This is a genomic window from Wolbachia endosymbiont of Litomosoides sigmodontis (genome assembly GCF_013365435.1).
GTDB lineage: Bacteria > Pseudomonadota > Alphaproteobacteria > Rickettsiales > Anaplasmataceae > Wolbachia.
This window is the reverse complement of sequence record NZ_CP046577.1, coordinates 559,515-575,837: the sequence shown is the minus strand read 5'-3', so window position 1 is coordinate 575,837 and position 16,323 is coordinate 559,515. Positions and strand designations below refer to the sequence as shown.

The window sequence follows — 16,323 nt, the reverse complement described above, 5'->3', positions numbered from 1 at the left end:
AGTTAAAATTTTCAAGAATTCTAGTTAAAAATCAATCAGGTCTTCACATGTTTGCTCTTCATAAAAGAAGTTTAACGTTATCGTAGTACCAAGTTTTGCTTCGCTTTTGATATTGAAAGTGCCACCCATTAACTCTACTAATTTTTTGCTAAGTGGTAGTCCAATACCAGTACCTTCGTTTCTATATCCTGAATCTGCTTGGCCAAAAACAGACATAACTTTATATATGTCTTGTTGCATTATTCCTATTCCATTGTCATGAAATTCAACAGTTAATAAGTTTTTTTCTATATTTTCTTTAATCACCATTCTTATTAAACCATCCTTGGGGGTAAATTTGATCGAATTTGATAGTAAATTTATTATAACTTGTTTCATTCTCTTGGGATCTGCAATAATTAATAATTGTTTATTAGGTACCTCTTTCTCTAGACTAATCCCGGTTTCTTTTAATCTTGGTGACAGCATATTTAAGCACGAGTCTATAATCCTGTTCAGGTTGAATTTCACCTTTTCTACTGTTAAACTACTTGATTCAGCTTTTGAAAAATCTAACACGTCATTAATTAAAGTAAGTAAGTGTGTTCCTGCATTATATATATCGTTCACGTATTCCTTATATTGAGAGTTGTTCATCGATCCTAAGGTTTCATTTTTAATCAGTTCCGCAAATCCAATAATAGCGTTAAGAGGTGTGCGTAGCTCATGTGTGACACTTGCAAAAAACTTTAGCTTATTTGCATTCTCTTGCTCTAGTGCTTCTTTCATTTGCTGTAATTCAATATTAGTTTTGTGTTGCTTGACTAGCATTTGAGTATTAAAAAAATGTAAGTAAAACATTATTGATATTAAGATTACTAATAATAATCCTAAAAACGTTAAAAACAGGCTATACACCATAACGTAAAAATTGTCGTAATTTTGAATAATCTTCAAAAAAAAAGATGGCTTAGTATCATTTTCGTGAAGTATTGGGAAAATAGAAATTAGTGTATGTCCTATAGTGTAAAATATCTCTTGACTATTTAGTAATTTATCGATTTCATCGTTTGTAAGTAACTGTTCATAATTATGACTTTGAGTATTAAAGTTACTGAATATTATTCTGCTATTTTGATCATATAGTATTAAGCTTAGATCCTTCACTTCGCTAACTGACTGTAACAATTCAGCACGTAGTTTTACTAATTGGTTTATATAATCAAAGCTTTTGTGTTTTGTGTGGTGTTTTTCTATTAGTAAGTAATGGTACTTTTTTAGTATGCTATTTTCTAGTATGCTTTTTAAGCTTACACTTGAATCACGATAAGAAGAAAAAAAATTATCCTTTAGCAAATAATTACAATATATTACGCTGCATAAAATCACAAAGATTAATGAGAGTAATATAATAACTTTTGTATATTTATTTTTCCTTAGTGTAGAAAGTATTAATTTACTTATCTTATACATATCCTTCTCATTGTGGAATGACGGCTTTTATGCTATTAATTAAAATTTAGCATACCATACTTTTATGATAATTTCTCCTACCTTGCCAGTTTATTCTTGTATTAATATAAATTTTTCTTGTGGAAGAGGTATTTACTTATATGATAATGAGGGTAAGCGCTACGTAGATTTTCATTCTGGGATAGCTGTCAGTAGCTTAGGTCACACTAATTTGCAGTTAATTAGCGCTCTTAATTCGCAAGGAAAAAAGCTATGGCATATATCAAATACCTATAATATACCTGTTGCTGATAATTTTGCGAAAAAATTAATAGATAACAGTTTCGCTGATACTGTATTTTTTGTAAATTCTGGATCAGAAGCAGTGGAATGCGGGCTGAAGATTGCTAGGGTCTACCAGAATGGAAAAGGTAATAAAAACCGCTATAGAATTTTAACATTTCATGGCGCATTTCATGGGAGAACATTCTTAACTTGTGCTACAAACGATAAACGGAAATTTTCTGAATTGCTGAATCCATATATTGACTGGTGTGACAACATCGAGCCCAATATCGAAAGCGTAAAGAAAGCAATTTCTAATGATATAGGAGTAATGCTAATAGAACCAATACAAGGGCAAGGTGGTGTCAAAGTAATGAATGATGCCTTTATGAAAGGACTAAGAAAGCTGTGTGATGAAAATGACATATTGCTATTTTTTGATTGTATACAATGTGGTACTGGCAGAACAGGGAAATTATTTGCATACGAACATGTAGGAGTGGAACCTGATATATGTGCTCTTGCAAAAGGGATAGGAGGTGGTTTTCCGCTAGGAGTTTGTCTTGCAACTGAAAAGGCTGCGCGATATATGCCAATTGGCATTCATGGTTCCACTTTTGGTGGTAATCCACTTGCCACTTCAGTAGGCAATGCTGTGCTTGATAAAGTACTCAGCCCTGGTTTTCTAGAAAATGTTGATCTTAGTGGTAGGTATTTAAAAGATGAACTAGAAAACCTGGCAAATAGGTTTTCAATGATAGAAGAAGTAAGAGGGAAAGGGCTAATGCTTGGAATAAAAGTGAAAATGGATAATCAAAAGTTTGCAAGCGAGCTAAGCCATCGTGGCTTGCTTACTGTTGGAGTAACATCAGATAATGTTGTAAGGATTTTGCCTCCACTCATTATCACCAAAAAAGAAATTGATGAGGGCATTAAGATTCTGACTCAATATTTGTCTGAGCAATCTTCCAATCCATATTAATATGAACGAAGATTTAGTATGCATGGGAATTATTACTTCTCCTCATGGGATTAAAGGTGCTGTTAAAGTCAAAACTTTTACTGAAAAACCTGAAAATATTTCATTGTATGGTAAATTAATAATTGGTGGTGAGAATTATGACATGGACTCAGTCTCTGTCATAGGTAACAATTTAGTAATCGCTACAATAAGTGGAGTAAATTCTCGTAATAAAGCAGAGCTTTTAAGAAATAAGAAATTATACGTAGAAAGAAATAAACTACCAAAATTAAGTGATGAGAATGAGTTTTATCAAAGTGACCTTGTAAACATGGAAGTAAGGTTGAGAAATGATGAATTGTATGGCTACATAAAATCTGTATATAATTTCGGTTCAGGAGACATATTGGAAATTTTAGTTATCAATACAAAAGAGAATGTTATGCTCTCCTTTACTGAAGAGATATTTCCATATGTAAATATAAAAGAGAGGTATATTATGCTCAATATGCCGGAATTTATTGATTAATAAAGGCTTTTTATTTATATAAAAGTTACTTATAATCGTTAAATCAAATTAAAAATGTAATTATGGCAGAAAGAGCTAATGATATCAGGCCAGGTCAAGTATTGGAACATAATGGTGGATTATTTTTGGTTGTAAGTATCATGCATACTCAACCAGGTAAAGGTGGTGCATACATACAAGCTGAAATAAAAAACATCAAAACCGGAGCGAAACTTTATGAAAGATTCCGTTCTAATGCAATAATTAGAAGAGCAATTTTAAATGAGGAGGAATATATTTATCTCTTTACTGAAGGAAATATTGTAAATCTTATGCATCTAAGTAATTACGAGCAAATCACTGTAAATTTGGACTTATTGGGAGAAAAAAAAATTTATTTACAGGATAATATGAAAATTAAGGTAGTAACTTACCAAGATAAAATGATCTTTGCGCATGTGCCAGATTATGTAAGATTAACTGTAAAAGAAACAGAGTCTTTTATTAAAGGGCAAACTATTACTTCCTCTTATAAACCAGCAATTTTAGAAAATGGAATGCGTGTTAACGTTCCTCAATTTATAAAAGAAGAGGACAAAGTTGTAATATATACTCCTGATGATAGCTATTATGAAAGAGTGAAAGAGTGAGAGGAAAAATGTCTATCTCATCACCAAGGATTAATGTGATGCTTGATTCTGTACGCAGTGCTTCTAAGCAGCTTATGCGTGATTTCAATGAATTGCAAATTTCCAATGTTAAATCAGCAGACTTTGTCAATAAAACTTACTCAAGATCCAAGCAAACTATATACAACTGCTTGCACGATTATAAACAAGATTATAGGTTCCTCTTTGAGGATGATGCTGATCAAGAAATAAAGGAGAAGGATTGTACTTGGTTTATCATGCCTATAGAGGGTAGAGAGAATTTTTCTAGTTGTATGGTTTATTTTGCAATATCAGTTTGTCTTATTCACAAAAATAAAGTTGTAGCAGCTGTAATTGATACTCCTGCTCTTAGAGAAACTTTTTGGGCAGAAGAAAAGAAAGGAGCTTTTCTTGAAGACTTTAAATCTCGTCATATAAAAATGCGAATGAGGAATCGTGAAGGTGGTTTAATAGATGTAAGTGGTAATTTATTAAATAAATTACTACCAGGTAACAGTAATATACGCTCTGTCGGCTCGACAGTTTTAGGTTTTACATACCTTGCTGCAGGAAGATACAGTGGAATAGTTTACTCTGGAGTTAACAAATATAAGGCTTTGCTAGGTAAATTTCTTCTTCAAGAAAGCGCTGGCAGATTAACGGAAGACAATGGATTCATTATTGCTGGGGATATTAAGCTAACATGAACAAGCTATAGAAATAGACAATTTTACAAAAACTTTTACAAGCGATTCTGTTAAATGTTCTATCATTTCATCGGTATGATAAGGTGTAGGGGTAATGCGAAAACGCTCAGTTCCTTTTGGGACTGTCGGATAATTTATATGTTGAACATATATTCCATGCTCATCAAATAATAATTTTGATGCTCTTTTAGATAATTCTGGATCGCCAATTATTATTGGAATTATATGAGTTTCTGTTGGAATAAAATTAATTCCCATATTGCTCAGCGAGTTTTTTACTTTTTTAACAACTTGTTTTTGTTTTTCTCTTTCAAAGTTGCTTGACTTTAGATGCTCAACGCTTGCTTTTGCTGCTGCTGCTAAAACAGGCGACATAGCAGTGGTGAAGATGAATCCTGGAGCAGAACTTCTTATTACGTCAACTAAGCTCTTTGAAGACGCTATATACCCACCCATTACTCCAAACGCTTTTGATAATGTACCTTGAATAACAGTCACTCTGTCTATTAGGCCTTCTTTTTCCGCAATTCCACCACCGTGTAGACCATACATGCCAACTGCATGTACCTCATCCAAGTAGGTAATTGCATTATATTGATCTGCTAGATCACATATTTCTCTCAGCGGTGCTATATCGCCATCCATTGAATATATGGACTCAAACGCTATTATTTTTGGTATTTTTTTGTCTACAGACTTTAACAACTGTTTTAGATGGTCAACATTATTATGCTTAAATATATGTTTCGGTCTTTTTCCTGACTTTATGCCTTCTATCATAGAAGAGTGATTTTTCTCATCTGAAAAGATTACTACATCAGGAATAATAGACGATAAAGTGCTAAGTGTAGTTTGATTAGCAAGGTAGCCACAAGCAAAAGTTAGAGCAGCTTCCTTGTTATGCAAACAAGCTAGTGATTGCTCGAGTTCAACCACTTCTTTCGTTGTACCTGATATGTTTCTTGTTCCTCCTGCACCAATTGACGAATTTTGAATAGCGGCAACAACATTCTCATTTTGTGACATCCCCAAATAGTTATTACTGCACCAAACGATAACTTCCCTGCTTTTTTCACAGTCCATAATATATGGAAGCCTGCCAGGCAATGATGCGAAATGCGTAAATTCACGATAGCGCCCTTCTTCTTTTATATTCTTGATTTTGTTTAAGAATATTTCTTCGTAATCTACCAAGTTTTTATCTATTAATAACTAATACAATTATAATAAGTTATTCAATGATAGACTACTATATTTATTCTCTAGCTTACTGTTGTACAGTAACCTTCTCTTTAACAAGTTGATAAGCTACAACTAATATTCCACAGCCACACTCTTAGAACAATTTCAGCTGTTATTACCATTAAAGAAATGGAAATTGGCTTAAATATTAGAAATCTATAGCACACTTAATATGTAAAAATGAAGTTTTCGTATATTAATGATGTTGATGAATATCCTAAATAAAAGTCATTTTATCTTTGATAATCTAATTCAATCTAGTTCTTCCACGACTTTGAGAAAAGTAAATAATTTTACTTCTCTTCCAAATTTTAGATGCTTTGCCCATGCAGTTTTTGCTTTCACACTTTCTTCAGCATTTCTTTATACTAAATTACACAACTTTTTTATCTAATAATTTTGATTTCAATACCATTTAAACTTCGCTATTTTACTTACTTCAGTAAGGCTTCTTTTTCATTATTGTCTATCCATTCTTTGTAAAGTGAGAATAGGTATGAGCAAGTAATTGTAAATTCATATCTTGCTTGCAATTAGTAATTAATTCCTCCAATATACAGTCATTAGAACTTCTGCTTTAGTATATTTAAACATTCTTGTAAGAACTCTCTTGGCAAATAGACGTTAGTCTTTGCTTTCACTTAGAAGCAAGTAATTATTTTCACTGTACAACCTGAGAACATGCTCTTTATCTATTATTTGCCCAGCTAAACCTTGATTAGATTGATCGTTCATATATTAAGAAAATCTGTTTGATTAGCCATATTTATCATTCACTAAATTATAACTTTGCCAAGCAAGTTATTTAACTTTTTAGCAAATAGGCTTGCATCATCCATCTCTTCTCCTTCCATTATGCAAGCTTGATAGAATAATAGATGGACCATATCTTCTAATGTTTGGTTCTCACCACTCTCAGTGTAAGATTTTATTATGCTTTTTATTACAGGATGCTTAGTGTTAATCTCAAACACCTTTGGCGTGCGGTAATTTAGCTGCTTTTGTTCACGTAAAAGACGCTCCATTCTAAGATCCATAGCACCTTCATCAACTGCTAGACATACAGGACTATCAGTCAATTTTTTAGAAATTTTTACGCTTTTCACTGTATTGCCAAGAACTTTAGTGAAATATTGCACTATAGAATCCGTATTCTCCTCAGCCCTTTCTTCATCTGACTTATTCTCTTCATCCTTTTTCCCTGAAGAGAATTTTTCTAAGTCAACATCTGAGCGAGTCACAGACTTAAATTTTTGACCTTTATATTCATAAATTACACTAGTCCAAAAGTCGTCTACTGGATCGACGAACAGAAGAACCTCTAATCCTTTGGTAATAAATCCTTCAAGTTGTGGACTATTTTTTACTGAATCTAGGCTATTTCCAGTTAGATAATAGACATACTCTTGCTCAGGCTTCATTCTGCTTATGTAGTCGTCAATACTAACTAGTTTCTCATCATCAGTACTATAAAATCTGCAAATTGAGAGCAGCGCTTCTCTTTCGTCAGTTGGCATAGCTTCACAGAGACCTTCTTTTAGTACCGCGCCAAAATTAATCCAGAATTTCGTGTATTCCTCTAAATTCTCTTTTGCCTTTTTGCTAAGCTCTGATATTACCCGCTTAGTAAGGGATTTTCTAATTTGCTCAACAACACGGTTATTCTGCAGCGTTTCTCTACTGATATTAAGAGGCAAGTCTGGTGAATCAACAACACCTTTCAGAAAACGCAAGTACTGTGGTATGATTTGTACATTATCTTCAGTAATAAACACCTTGTTTACATATAATTTTACAGAGCAACGTCTATCTGGGTGAAACAAATCGAAGGGTTTAATAGAGGGAACATAGAGCAAATTTATATATTCTATTGCTCCTTCATTTTTATTATGCAATATCATCCAAGGTTCTCCGCCAACATGTGCAACGCCACGGAAAAAATTATTATGTTCTTCTTGAGTAATATCATTTTTCGGCTTAGTCCAAATTGCAGGCTTGTTGTTTAATTTTTCACATTTTCCTTCTTCATCTATAAATTCAACAGGAAAATTTATGTGATCTGAATAGGTAGTAACAATGTTTTCAATGCGAAACTTGTCTAGAAACTCATTTTCTTCAGGACGTATAACCAAGGTAATTTTCGTTCCGCAAGAAATTTGATGATCCAATTTACTGATCGAGTATTCTCCATTTCCTGTAGATCTCCAGACCCAAGATTCCTCTTCTCCTGCTTTTCGAGATTCAACTATCACCTCCGAGGCGACCATGAAGCTTGAGTAAAAACCGACACCAAATTTTCCGATCAGCTCTAAAGTTTGACTTGAATCTTTACTATTTTTAATTGCATCCAAGAATTTTTGTGTACCAGAGCTTGCAATTGTACCGAGATTATCTATTAAATCCTGTCTGTTCATTCCGATTCCATTGTCAATTATGTACAGCTCATTCTCGTCTTTATTAGAACTAATAGTGATTTTTAATTTACTACTTGAATCTAGTAAATTGGGGTTTAGTTGAGATTCATAGCGCAATTTGTCGCATGCATCTGATGCATTTGACACCAATTCACGTAGAAAAATATCTTTATTAGTATAGAGTGAGTGAATTACTATGTTCAGTACTTTTCCTACTTCAGCATCAAATTTTAAATTTTCAGTTCCTTTTATGTTATGCATTTCAAGCTCCATTATTTTTGCCTACTATCCTAATGATTTAAGTATTGGACTATGATCTTTCAAGGTCATGTACACCAAAATTAATGTAGATATAATTATTAGGGTACCAGATTTATAGGGTTTCTTGCATAACAAGCTTTTGGCAGCACGTTAAAAAAACTACTTGATAAACTTCTTAGATTACCTAAAAAGTATAAAAATGAAAGCATTTAATTACCTTCAGTTTGTGCAGGCAAATGACAAAGTATTAAGTAGTTAATGTCTTATGTTTTATTTTGTGCATTATGTATATCCTTATATGTTTGCAATATTTAAAACTCTGTAAAAGTCTAGATGGAGAATAGCAGAGTTATCTTAATGCTTATTTATATATAAGCAAAGTCTCTTACTTGTACAATCTATGGTAAAAAAGGCTTTTCTTGTTCTTAAATATTGTGATATTTGTTCAAGAAATATATTTACACAATTAATGTGTGCCAAATTGCGTTCATCAAAGATGAATAACTCCTGTATGAAGGATAGAGAGACAATAGATGAAAAGAAGCTCCATACTGAAGTAAGTAAAATAGCAAGGTTTAAGTGGCGTTGAAATCAAAATTAAGGAATTACAAAATAATATATGTGTTGCAAAAGAAAACTAAGGCTCTAATTGCATCAGAGAGTACAGTATAACACGGCTATAGTAAAAATATGTTCTATTTTAAGAATAGCCTAATTGCATGGATAAAATAGCCAGTTAATCCTGAAAATGGAGAGAGTTCTAGCTTAGAATAAATGTTACAACATTTAAGGACATGGGAAGCCTTTTTCTTAAGGGAGATTCGTACAAGTTTTATTACCTCCCTTTCTCAACTCCGCAATGTCACTTGTTTGACTCACTAATAATGAGAATTGGTATAAATAGAAAAAAGATGTAAAGAAACTACACAATAGCTAATTATTCATTACCACTTTATATTAGTTGGCGTTTTTAAAAATATTTTTAAGCGTCTAATATGGTGTGGTTTACAGCACTAGTTGGTAATGTAGACAATAATACAAAAAACATGAGGTATACGTAGTACAAGAATTAAACATGAGAAGCCAGATATATTATGAATTTTTTTGTCGTTTAATCTGTACAAAGAAGACAAATAATTAGCTCTAGTACCTCTCCTCTTAGTAAGAGGGATGACGAAATTTGTCAAGTGATTTTTGTATCTTTAGTGTTGTACTGCTAGGTAGCTTGTTCTAAAAAGAAAAAAGGTATCTGTGTGAATCAGTCTAAGCACATAAGTTTAGTATTACCGCCAAATGCTGCAGTGTTTATACTTACAACCTTTTCTGTAGAGAAACGTTGCAAATAATGAGGACCTCCAGCTTTTGGTCCAGTGCCGGATAGTCCTCTACCACCAAATGGTTGCACTCCAACTGTTGCACCTATTTGATTGCGATTGATGTATACATTTCCAACTGATATTTTTTTGCTTATTGAATCGATTTGATTTTGTATGCGACTCTGCAAAGAAAAAGTAAGCCCATACCCTGTGTTATTTATATCACTTACAACTTCATTTAATTGAAACTTATTAAAACGTATGATGTGCAAAATAGGGCCAAACGCCTCTTGTTTTAATTGCGAAATTTTTTGTATCTCATAAATATATGGAGAAAAGAAATGACCGTTATAAGAATTTGTATCCATAGGTACTTTGGATAAAAGGCTTGAATCTCTATCCTCTGACATTTTTTCCGTATATTTAGTCAGTGCATCAATAGATGTTTTGTCGATTATTGGACCAATATCAGTGCTAAGTTGTATTGGATCGCCAACCTTTAGTTCTTGAGCTGCATCACATATCATTTTTATCTGTTTTTCTGCTATCTCTTCTTGAATAAATAGCACTCTAAGCGCAGAACAACGTTGGCCAGCGCTGCGAAATGCAGAAAATAGAACATCTATAGTTACTTGCCCCAAGAGAGCAGAGCTGTCAATAATCATAGCATTTAATCCGCTAGTTTCAGCAATAAATGGCACAATAGGCCCATTCCTGCTAGCAAGCATTCTATTAATTATTTGAGCAGTTTGTGTTGAACCAGTAAAAGCTACACCAGAGATTCTATTATCTGGCACTAGTATTTTACCTAAGTATTGACCATCTCCTGGGATAAGATGCAGTATATCTTTTGGTATTCCAGCTTCGTGTAATACTTTAACAGCTTCATAAGCAATAATTGGCGTTTGCTCTGCTGGTTTTGCCAGTACTGCATTACCTGCTACAAGTGCAGCCGAAACTTGCCCAATGAAGATAGCAAGTGGAAAATTCCACGGTGATATGCATAAAAAAACCCCTCTACCCTCAAAAAAGATGAAGTTATCTTCGCCTGTTGTGCCAGGCAGCTTTTTCCAATTATTCAGTTCATTTTTTGCTATTATTGCATAATAACGCAAAAAATCTACCGCTTTTCTTACTTCTGCTATTGCGTCAGATAGAACTTTCCCTGCCTCCACGATCAGAATGTAAATCAATTCTTTCATCTTTTTTTCAAGTAAATCTGCAGCTTTTTCAAGATGCTCAGCACGCTTTTCTGCTGAAACATTCTGCCATTTAATAAAGGCACTATGAGCTACTTCAAGAGCATTTAAAGCCTGATCGCTCATTGTATTTGACACTTCCCCAATTACGTTTTCCAAGTGTGCTGGGTTAACCACTTCGGTAAACTTAGCACTATCAAATAGTGATTTTCCATTAATTATTGGTCCAACTTGCCATTTCTTTTCACTCAATTCTTTTATATCATTTGCAAATTGTGAAACTGTAACTGAATCGCCAATATCCATTCCTAAGGAATTCTTTCTTTCTTCTCCAAAAATATCTTGTGGCAATGGGATATTTGAGTGAGGTTCATACTCTAAGCTTTTAGCCTTTTCTAATGGATCTGAAACTAATTCCTCAATTTTAACATCAGAATCATTTGTTTGGTTAACAAGTGAGCTATTAGCTCCGTTTTCAAGAAGGCGTCTGATAAGGTATGGCAATAAATCACTATATTTACCAACCGGCGCGTATATACGACAATTGATACTTGTTACAAGTTCTGACATTGCATAACTATATAAATTCTTACCCATTCCGTGTAAGCGTTGGAACTCAAATCCAGGATGATTTTTATCAGCGAGCTCTACTATAGTAGCAAAAGTATAAGCATTATGAGTTCCAAAACATGGATAAAAGTGGCTTGCTTTGCTCAAAAGTTTCTGGGCACAGGCAAGGTAGCATACGTCAGTATAGCTTTTTCTAGTAAACACTGGGTAACTACTTAACCCTAATTCTTGTGTGCGTTTGATCTCTGAGTCCCAATATGCTCCTTTCACAAGTCTTACCATAATTTTATGCTTTGATCGAATAGCAATATCCTCAACAAAGTCAAGGACAGATAAAGCACGTTTTTGATATGCTTGAACAGCCAAGCCAAGTCCTTCCCACTGTGAAAGTGATTCATCAAGGCGCAATTGCTCAAATAAAACTAATGACATCTCAAGTCTTTCTGACTCTTCTGCATCTATACACAATGAAATATTGTACTTTTTTGCTTCATGACAAAGTTCTAATACTTTATTCCTCAGCTCTTCGGCTATATTACCGAATTGACAGAATTCATAACGCGGATGCAATGAAGACAACTTGATTGAAATTCCATGTGACTTAAAGCAATCACTTGTGTCAGTGGATTCACCTATAGCTTTTATTGCATGCATATATGAATTAAAATATTCTTCTGCATTCTCAGCTGTGTGGGTGGTTTCACCAAGTATACTGAAAGAGTATAAAAATTTGCTATGGCTATCCGAACTTATGCTTTCTAATGCTTCTTCTATAGTTTCTCCAACAATAAAATGCTTACCAAGCATTAGCATTGCTTGCTTCACTGCTTTGCGAATTATTGGCTCTCCCAAGTTTTTAAGTAATCTGGAAATTACGTGATAGAATTTTGGATCTTCTTCATTGGCTCTTAATATACTACTTCCTATCATTAAGCTCCATGTTGAAGCATTAACAAATAATGAAGAAGAACGCCCTAAGTATTTACCCCATTCTTGATTAGTAATTTTATCTTTGATTAGTTCATCTATTGTATAATCATCTGGTATTCTAAGTAGTGACTCAGCAAGGCACATTAACGCTATTCCTTCGTCATTAGAAAGCGAGTACTGCTGCATAAAAGAATCTACGACATCCAATTTGCTGCCTTTGATTTTTTCAACAACTTGTTTTGCAACATTGTAAATCCTGTTTTTCGAATCAGCAGAAAGCTCTATTTTTTCTACAAGATAACGTGCATAGCTTTTTTCATCAGTACGATAAAACCCCTGTAAACGTTTTCTTAATTCATTAGGTTCTTGTATAGAGCTGATCATATATAATTATCTACAAAACACCCTTTACTATGTGTAAGGTAAAATTATACCATAACTTCGTGTAGAATAAATTATTATTTATATTAAGAAGTAGTATATTAAGAGCCAATAAAGAGCCAGAACTTACTAAAAAAAGCCTAGTATTTATTGTGATAATTTAACTAAGTTAATATGGACTGTGCAAGTATGTAACTTAATACTCCACCGCTCATTAAATATTTTACCTCAGTTGTAGTTTGTACACAGCACTTTAATTGAATTGATTGACTTACATTATCTTTTCTTTTAATGATACACTCTAGATTTCCGTTTGGCACTATTTTACCCTTTATACTTATGATTTCACTGCTATTAAATATCTTTCTAGTTACTCCGCTTTGAAATATAAGCGGAAGAACACCCATGCCGATCAAATTTGATCTGTGTATGCGTTCGAAGCTCTCTGCAATCACAGCTTTAATTCCTAGTAATAAAGTGCCCTTTGCTGCCCAATCTCTGCTTGAGCCTGTGCCATATTCTTTTCCTGCAATAACAACTAATAGAACGGATTCTTCCTTGTAGCGTATTGCTGCGTCAAAAATTGACATAGTCTCTTGAGAAGGGATATGTTTTGTATATCCTCCTTCATTACTAATCATTTCGTTTTTTATTCTGATATTAGCAAAGGTTCCACGTATCATTACATTGTGATTGCCACGACGAGACCCATATGAGTTGAAATCTTGTGATTCAATTCCAAGATTTTTTAAATATATACCTGCAGGACTATTTGAGGCAATATTTCCAGCAGGGGAGATGTGGTCTGTGGTTATACCATCACCAAATATTGCTAATACTCGTGCATTTTTTATGTTAATTATATTATCTTCATTATTTTTAGTTAATAAATCATTAAAATAAGGAGGATTCTGTATGTAAGTACTTTTCGTATCCCAGTTGTAAGTTTCACTCTTCTCGCACTTTATCTTTTGCCAATGTTCGTTACCAGAAAAAACATCCTTATACTTTTGTATAAATATTTCACGGGTTACAGTACTTTTAACGTAATCCTCGATTTCATTGTTCGTTGGCCATATGTCTTTGAGATAAATGTTATTTCCATTTTTGTCTTTGCATATAGAATCTTTTGTTAGATCAATTCGTACAGTACCTGCAAGTGCATACACAACAACAAGTGGAGGAGATGCTAAGTAATTAGCTTTAACTAAAGGATGGATTCTTCCTTCAAAATTACGATTACCAGATAAAACCGCAGCAACAGTTAAATTTTTGCTTTTAATATCATCCTCTATATCTTTATTAAGTGGACCAGTATTTCCAATACAAGTTGTGCAACCATATCCTACCAAGTTAAAGCCTAGAGTATTTAGATCTTTCTGTAATCCTGATTTTTCTAAATATTCTGTTACAACTTGTGATCCAGGAGCAAGAGAGGTTTTAACCCAAGGTTTTGATTTTATTCCAAGTTTTGTTGCATTACGTGCTATAAGACCAGCAGCAATCATTAAACTTGGATTTGAAGTATTGGTACAGCTTGTTATCGCAGCGATAACTACGCTTTCATCTTGAAGCTTATCATTTTTTTCCTTCGATTCATTAACTGAAAATGATGTAGGTAAAGACTTTACTACTTGTGAGAGAGAAATCTTGTCTTGTGGTCTCTTGGGACCTGCTATTACTGGCTCCACACTTGATAAGTCAAGCTCCAATGTGTTAAAAAACGCTAATTCTTCGCTGCTGCGCCACAGTCCTTGCTCTTTTGCATAAGCTTCAACTAACCTGATTAACTCTTCTGGTCTTCCTGTTAAACTTAAATAATTTAGTGTTTCCTGATCGATGGGGAAAAATCCACAGGTTGCTCCATATTCTGGAGCCATGTTGGCTATAGTTGCTCTATCTGCCAAGGTTAAGCAATCTAAACCATCACCATAAAATTCTACAAACTTGCCAACAACGCCCTTTACTCTTAAGATATTTGTAATTGTTAGCACTAAGTCAGTTGCAGTTGTTCCCTCTGGGAGCTTTCCTATTAATTTAAACCCTATTACCTCTGGAATTACCATGCTAATCGCTTGTCCAAGCATTACGGACTCAGCTTCTATTCCACCAACACCCCAACCAAGAACCGATAAACCATTAACCATTGTAGTGTGGCTATCTGTACCTACCAAAGTATCAGGGTAAGCAACTCCACTTTCGTTACATACAACTTGCGCTAAATATTCTAGGTTCACTTGGTGACAAATTCCTGTACCTGGTGGCACTACTCTAAAATTTTTGAACGATAATTCTCCCCACTTTAAAAATTGATATCTCTCTAAATTTCTTTTTATTTCCAATTTAATGTTTTCACCAAATGCGGAAGTATTTCCATAACTATCTACTTGAACGGAATGATCTATTACAAGATCAACAGGTACAGATGGATTGATTTTACTTGGATCGCCCCCATTTTTCTTGACGTAACTGCGCATTGAAGCTAAATCAACAATGGCAGGAATTCCTGTGAAATCTTGCATCAATACTCTTGCTGGTTTATAGCTAATTTCGTAGTCCACGTGTTTCTTGACACAATTTGCTAGTGTTTTTATGTCATCTAACTTTACGTTCACTCCATCTTCATTACGCAATAAATTTTCAAGCAATACTTTAAGTGAACAAGGCAATTTGGTTAGGTCTATCCCTAAAAATTTACTAGCAGCGTTAAGACTAAAATAGCTATACGACTTTCCGCTGATGTTTAAAGTTGTTTTTGAATTTAAAGAATTGCTCATCTTACATAACCATTATTTAAGTAAAAAGTGTACATTCCATACAATAATATCATTCTGATATTATATGTATGATTGTATAAATCCTCTGTATTACAGTAAAATAGTGAGCCTGCAGTATTAACCACCTTACACTAGAATGACAAAAATAGTGTTGTATCAGCTGTAATTTTCATTACTAGCATTATTTTCTTGTCGTCGACTTTGCTGTTCATACATGGCTTCAAAATCTATAGGATCTAGCATAAGTGGGGGAAATCCACCGCTGCTTGTAACTCTTGCAATTATTTCTCGTGCAAAAGGGAAAAGAAAAGTAGGCCCGCCAATAAATAAGGCTCGATTTACCTCTTCTGCGCTCAACTCTGCAAAGTCTTCTATTGAAAAAATACCACAATATTTTGTTTCACAGATGAAAGCAATACCATCTTTTATGTTTTCATCTTTTACTATTGCTTTAGCTTCTATATGCAAAGTAATTTCATGAAAAGATTTTTCTTCACTTTCTCCTTTTTTGCCTTCAGATCCTTCTAGTTTTACTGAATTGATATTGACCATTACATTAATATTAGGAACTTCTTTTGGAGAAAGAAATGGTAAATTTGGGTTTTCTAGTGATAGATCCTTAATATATTGACTGTGAATTCTCATTTTTTGTTGTGACATTTCTTACATCTCCTTATAATTAAGTTGAAGC

10 protein-coding genes are annotated in these 16,323 nt (G+C 33.6%); 4 read left to right on the top strand and 6 right to left on the bottom strand.

What is annotated here, in order from left to right:
- Window positions 1–24 precede the first annotated feature (24 nt).
- The gene (locus GOY07_RS02380) at window positions 25–1,452 is read right to left on the bottom strand and encodes a sensor histidine kinase (RefSeq protein WP_175837946.1); all 1,428 of its coding nucleotides are present in this window, start codon (window positions 1,450–1,452) and stop codon (window positions 25–27) included.
- Between the two features lie 64 nt (window positions 1,453–1,516).
- Between GOY07_RS02380 and GOY07_RS02375 the strand changes: the two genes are divergently transcribed.
- From GOY07_RS02375 to GOY07_RS02360, 4 genes are all read left to right on the top strand, one after another.
- A complete protein-coding gene (locus GOY07_RS02375; RefSeq protein WP_175837944.1) occupies window positions 1,517–2,698 on the top strand; it encodes an aspartate aminotransferase family protein in 1,182 nt (393 codons plus the stop codon).
- A gap of 1 nt (window position 2,699) precedes the next feature.
- The gene (gene rimM / locus GOY07_RS02370) at window positions 2,700–3,206 is read left to right on the top strand and encodes a ribosome maturation factor RimM (RefSeq protein WP_175837942.1); all 507 of its coding nucleotides are present in this window, start codon (window positions 2,700–2,702) and stop codon (window positions 3,204–3,206) included.
- Between the two features lie 62 nt (window positions 3,207–3,268).
- Window positions 3,269–3,835, top strand: coding sequence for an elongation factor P (gene efp, locus GOY07_RS02365; RefSeq protein WP_175837940.1), 567 nt, complete (start codon window positions 3,269–3,271; stop codon window positions 3,833–3,835).
- Between the two features lie 8 nt (window positions 3,836–3,843).
- The gene (locus tag GOY07_RS02360) at window positions 3,844–4,542 is read left to right on the top strand and encodes an inositol monophosphatase family protein (protein ID WP_175837939.1); all 699 of its coding nucleotides are present in this window, start codon (window positions 3,844–3,846) and stop codon (window positions 4,540–4,542) included.
- On the opposite strand, the gene hemA is transcribed toward GOY07_RS02360, so the two are convergent.
- The 5 genes from hemA to secB form a co-directional block, all read right to left on the bottom strand.
- Window positions 4,534–5,736 (bottom strand): 5-aminolevulinate synthase, encoded by a 1,203-nt coding sequence (gene hemA / locus GOY07_RS02355; RefSeq protein WP_175837938.1) that lies wholly within the window; start codon window positions 5,734–5,736, stop codon window positions 4,534–4,536. The genes GOY07_RS02360 and hemA overlap by 9 nt on opposite strands.
- Window positions 5,737–6,560: 824 nt before the next feature.
- Window positions 6,561–8,459 carry a molecular chaperone HtpG gene (gene htpG / locus GOY07_RS02350; RefSeq protein ID WP_175837936.1) on the bottom strand — a complete coding sequence of 633 codons (1,899 nt, stop codon included), beginning with the start codon at window positions 8,457–8,459 and terminating at the stop codon, window positions 6,561–6,563.
- 1,258 nt (window positions 8,460–9,717) lie between these two features.
- On the bottom strand, window positions 9,718–12,858 hold the full coding sequence (gene putA / locus GOY07_RS02345) for a bifunctional proline dehydrogenase/L-glutamate gamma-semialdehyde dehydrogenase PutA (protein ID WP_175837934.1): 3,141 nt from the start codon (window positions 12,856–12,858) through the stop codon (window positions 9,718–9,720).
- 161 nt (window positions 12,859–13,019) lie between these two features.
- Window positions 13,020–15,632, bottom strand: a complete 2,613-nt coding sequence (gene acnA, locus GOY07_RS02340) for an aconitate hydratase AcnA (protein WP_175837933.1) — start codon at window positions 15,630–15,632, stop codon at window positions 13,020–13,022.
- A gap of 156 nt (window positions 15,633–15,788) precedes the next feature.
- Complete coding sequence (gene secB, locus GOY07_RS02335) at window positions 15,789–16,292, bottom strand: protein-export chaperone SecB (protein ID WP_175837931.1); 504 nt, start codon at window positions 16,290–16,292, stop codon at window positions 15,789–15,791.
- Window positions 16,293–16,323 lie beyond the last annotated feature (31 nt).

Coding starts and splice junctions, on each gene's coding strand:
- GOY07_RS02380 (WP_175837946.1), bottom strand. CDS start 1,452: ATGTATAAGATAAGTAAATTAATACTTTCTACACTAAGGAAAAATAAA.
- GOY07_RS02375 (WP_175837944.1), top strand. CDS start 1,517: ATGATAATTTCTCCTACCTTGCCAGTTTATTCTTGTATTAATATAAAT.
- rimM (WP_175837942.1), top strand. CDS start 2,700: ATGAACGAAGATTTAGTATGCATGGGAATTATTACTTCTCCTCATGGG.
- efp (WP_175837940.1), top strand. CDS start 3,269: ATGGCAGAAAGAGCTAATGATATCAGGCCAGGTCAAGTATTGGAACAT.
- GOY07_RS02360 (WP_175837939.1), top strand. CDS start 3,844: ATGTCTATCTCATCACCAAGGATTAATGTGATGCTTGATTCTGTACGC.
- htpG (WP_175837936.1), bottom strand. CDS start 8,459: ATGCATAACATAAAAGGAACTGAAAATTTAAAATTTGATGCTGAAGTA.
- putA (WP_175837934.1), bottom strand. CDS start 12,858: ATGATCAGCTCTATACAAGAACCTAATGAATTAAGAAAACGTTTACAG.
- acnA (WP_175837933.1), bottom strand. CDS start 15,632: ATGAGCAATTCTTTAAATTCAAAAACAACTTTAAACATCAGCGGAAAG.
- secB (WP_175837931.1), bottom strand. CDS start 16,292: ATGTCACAACAAAAAATGAGAATTCACAGTCAATATATTAAGGATCTA.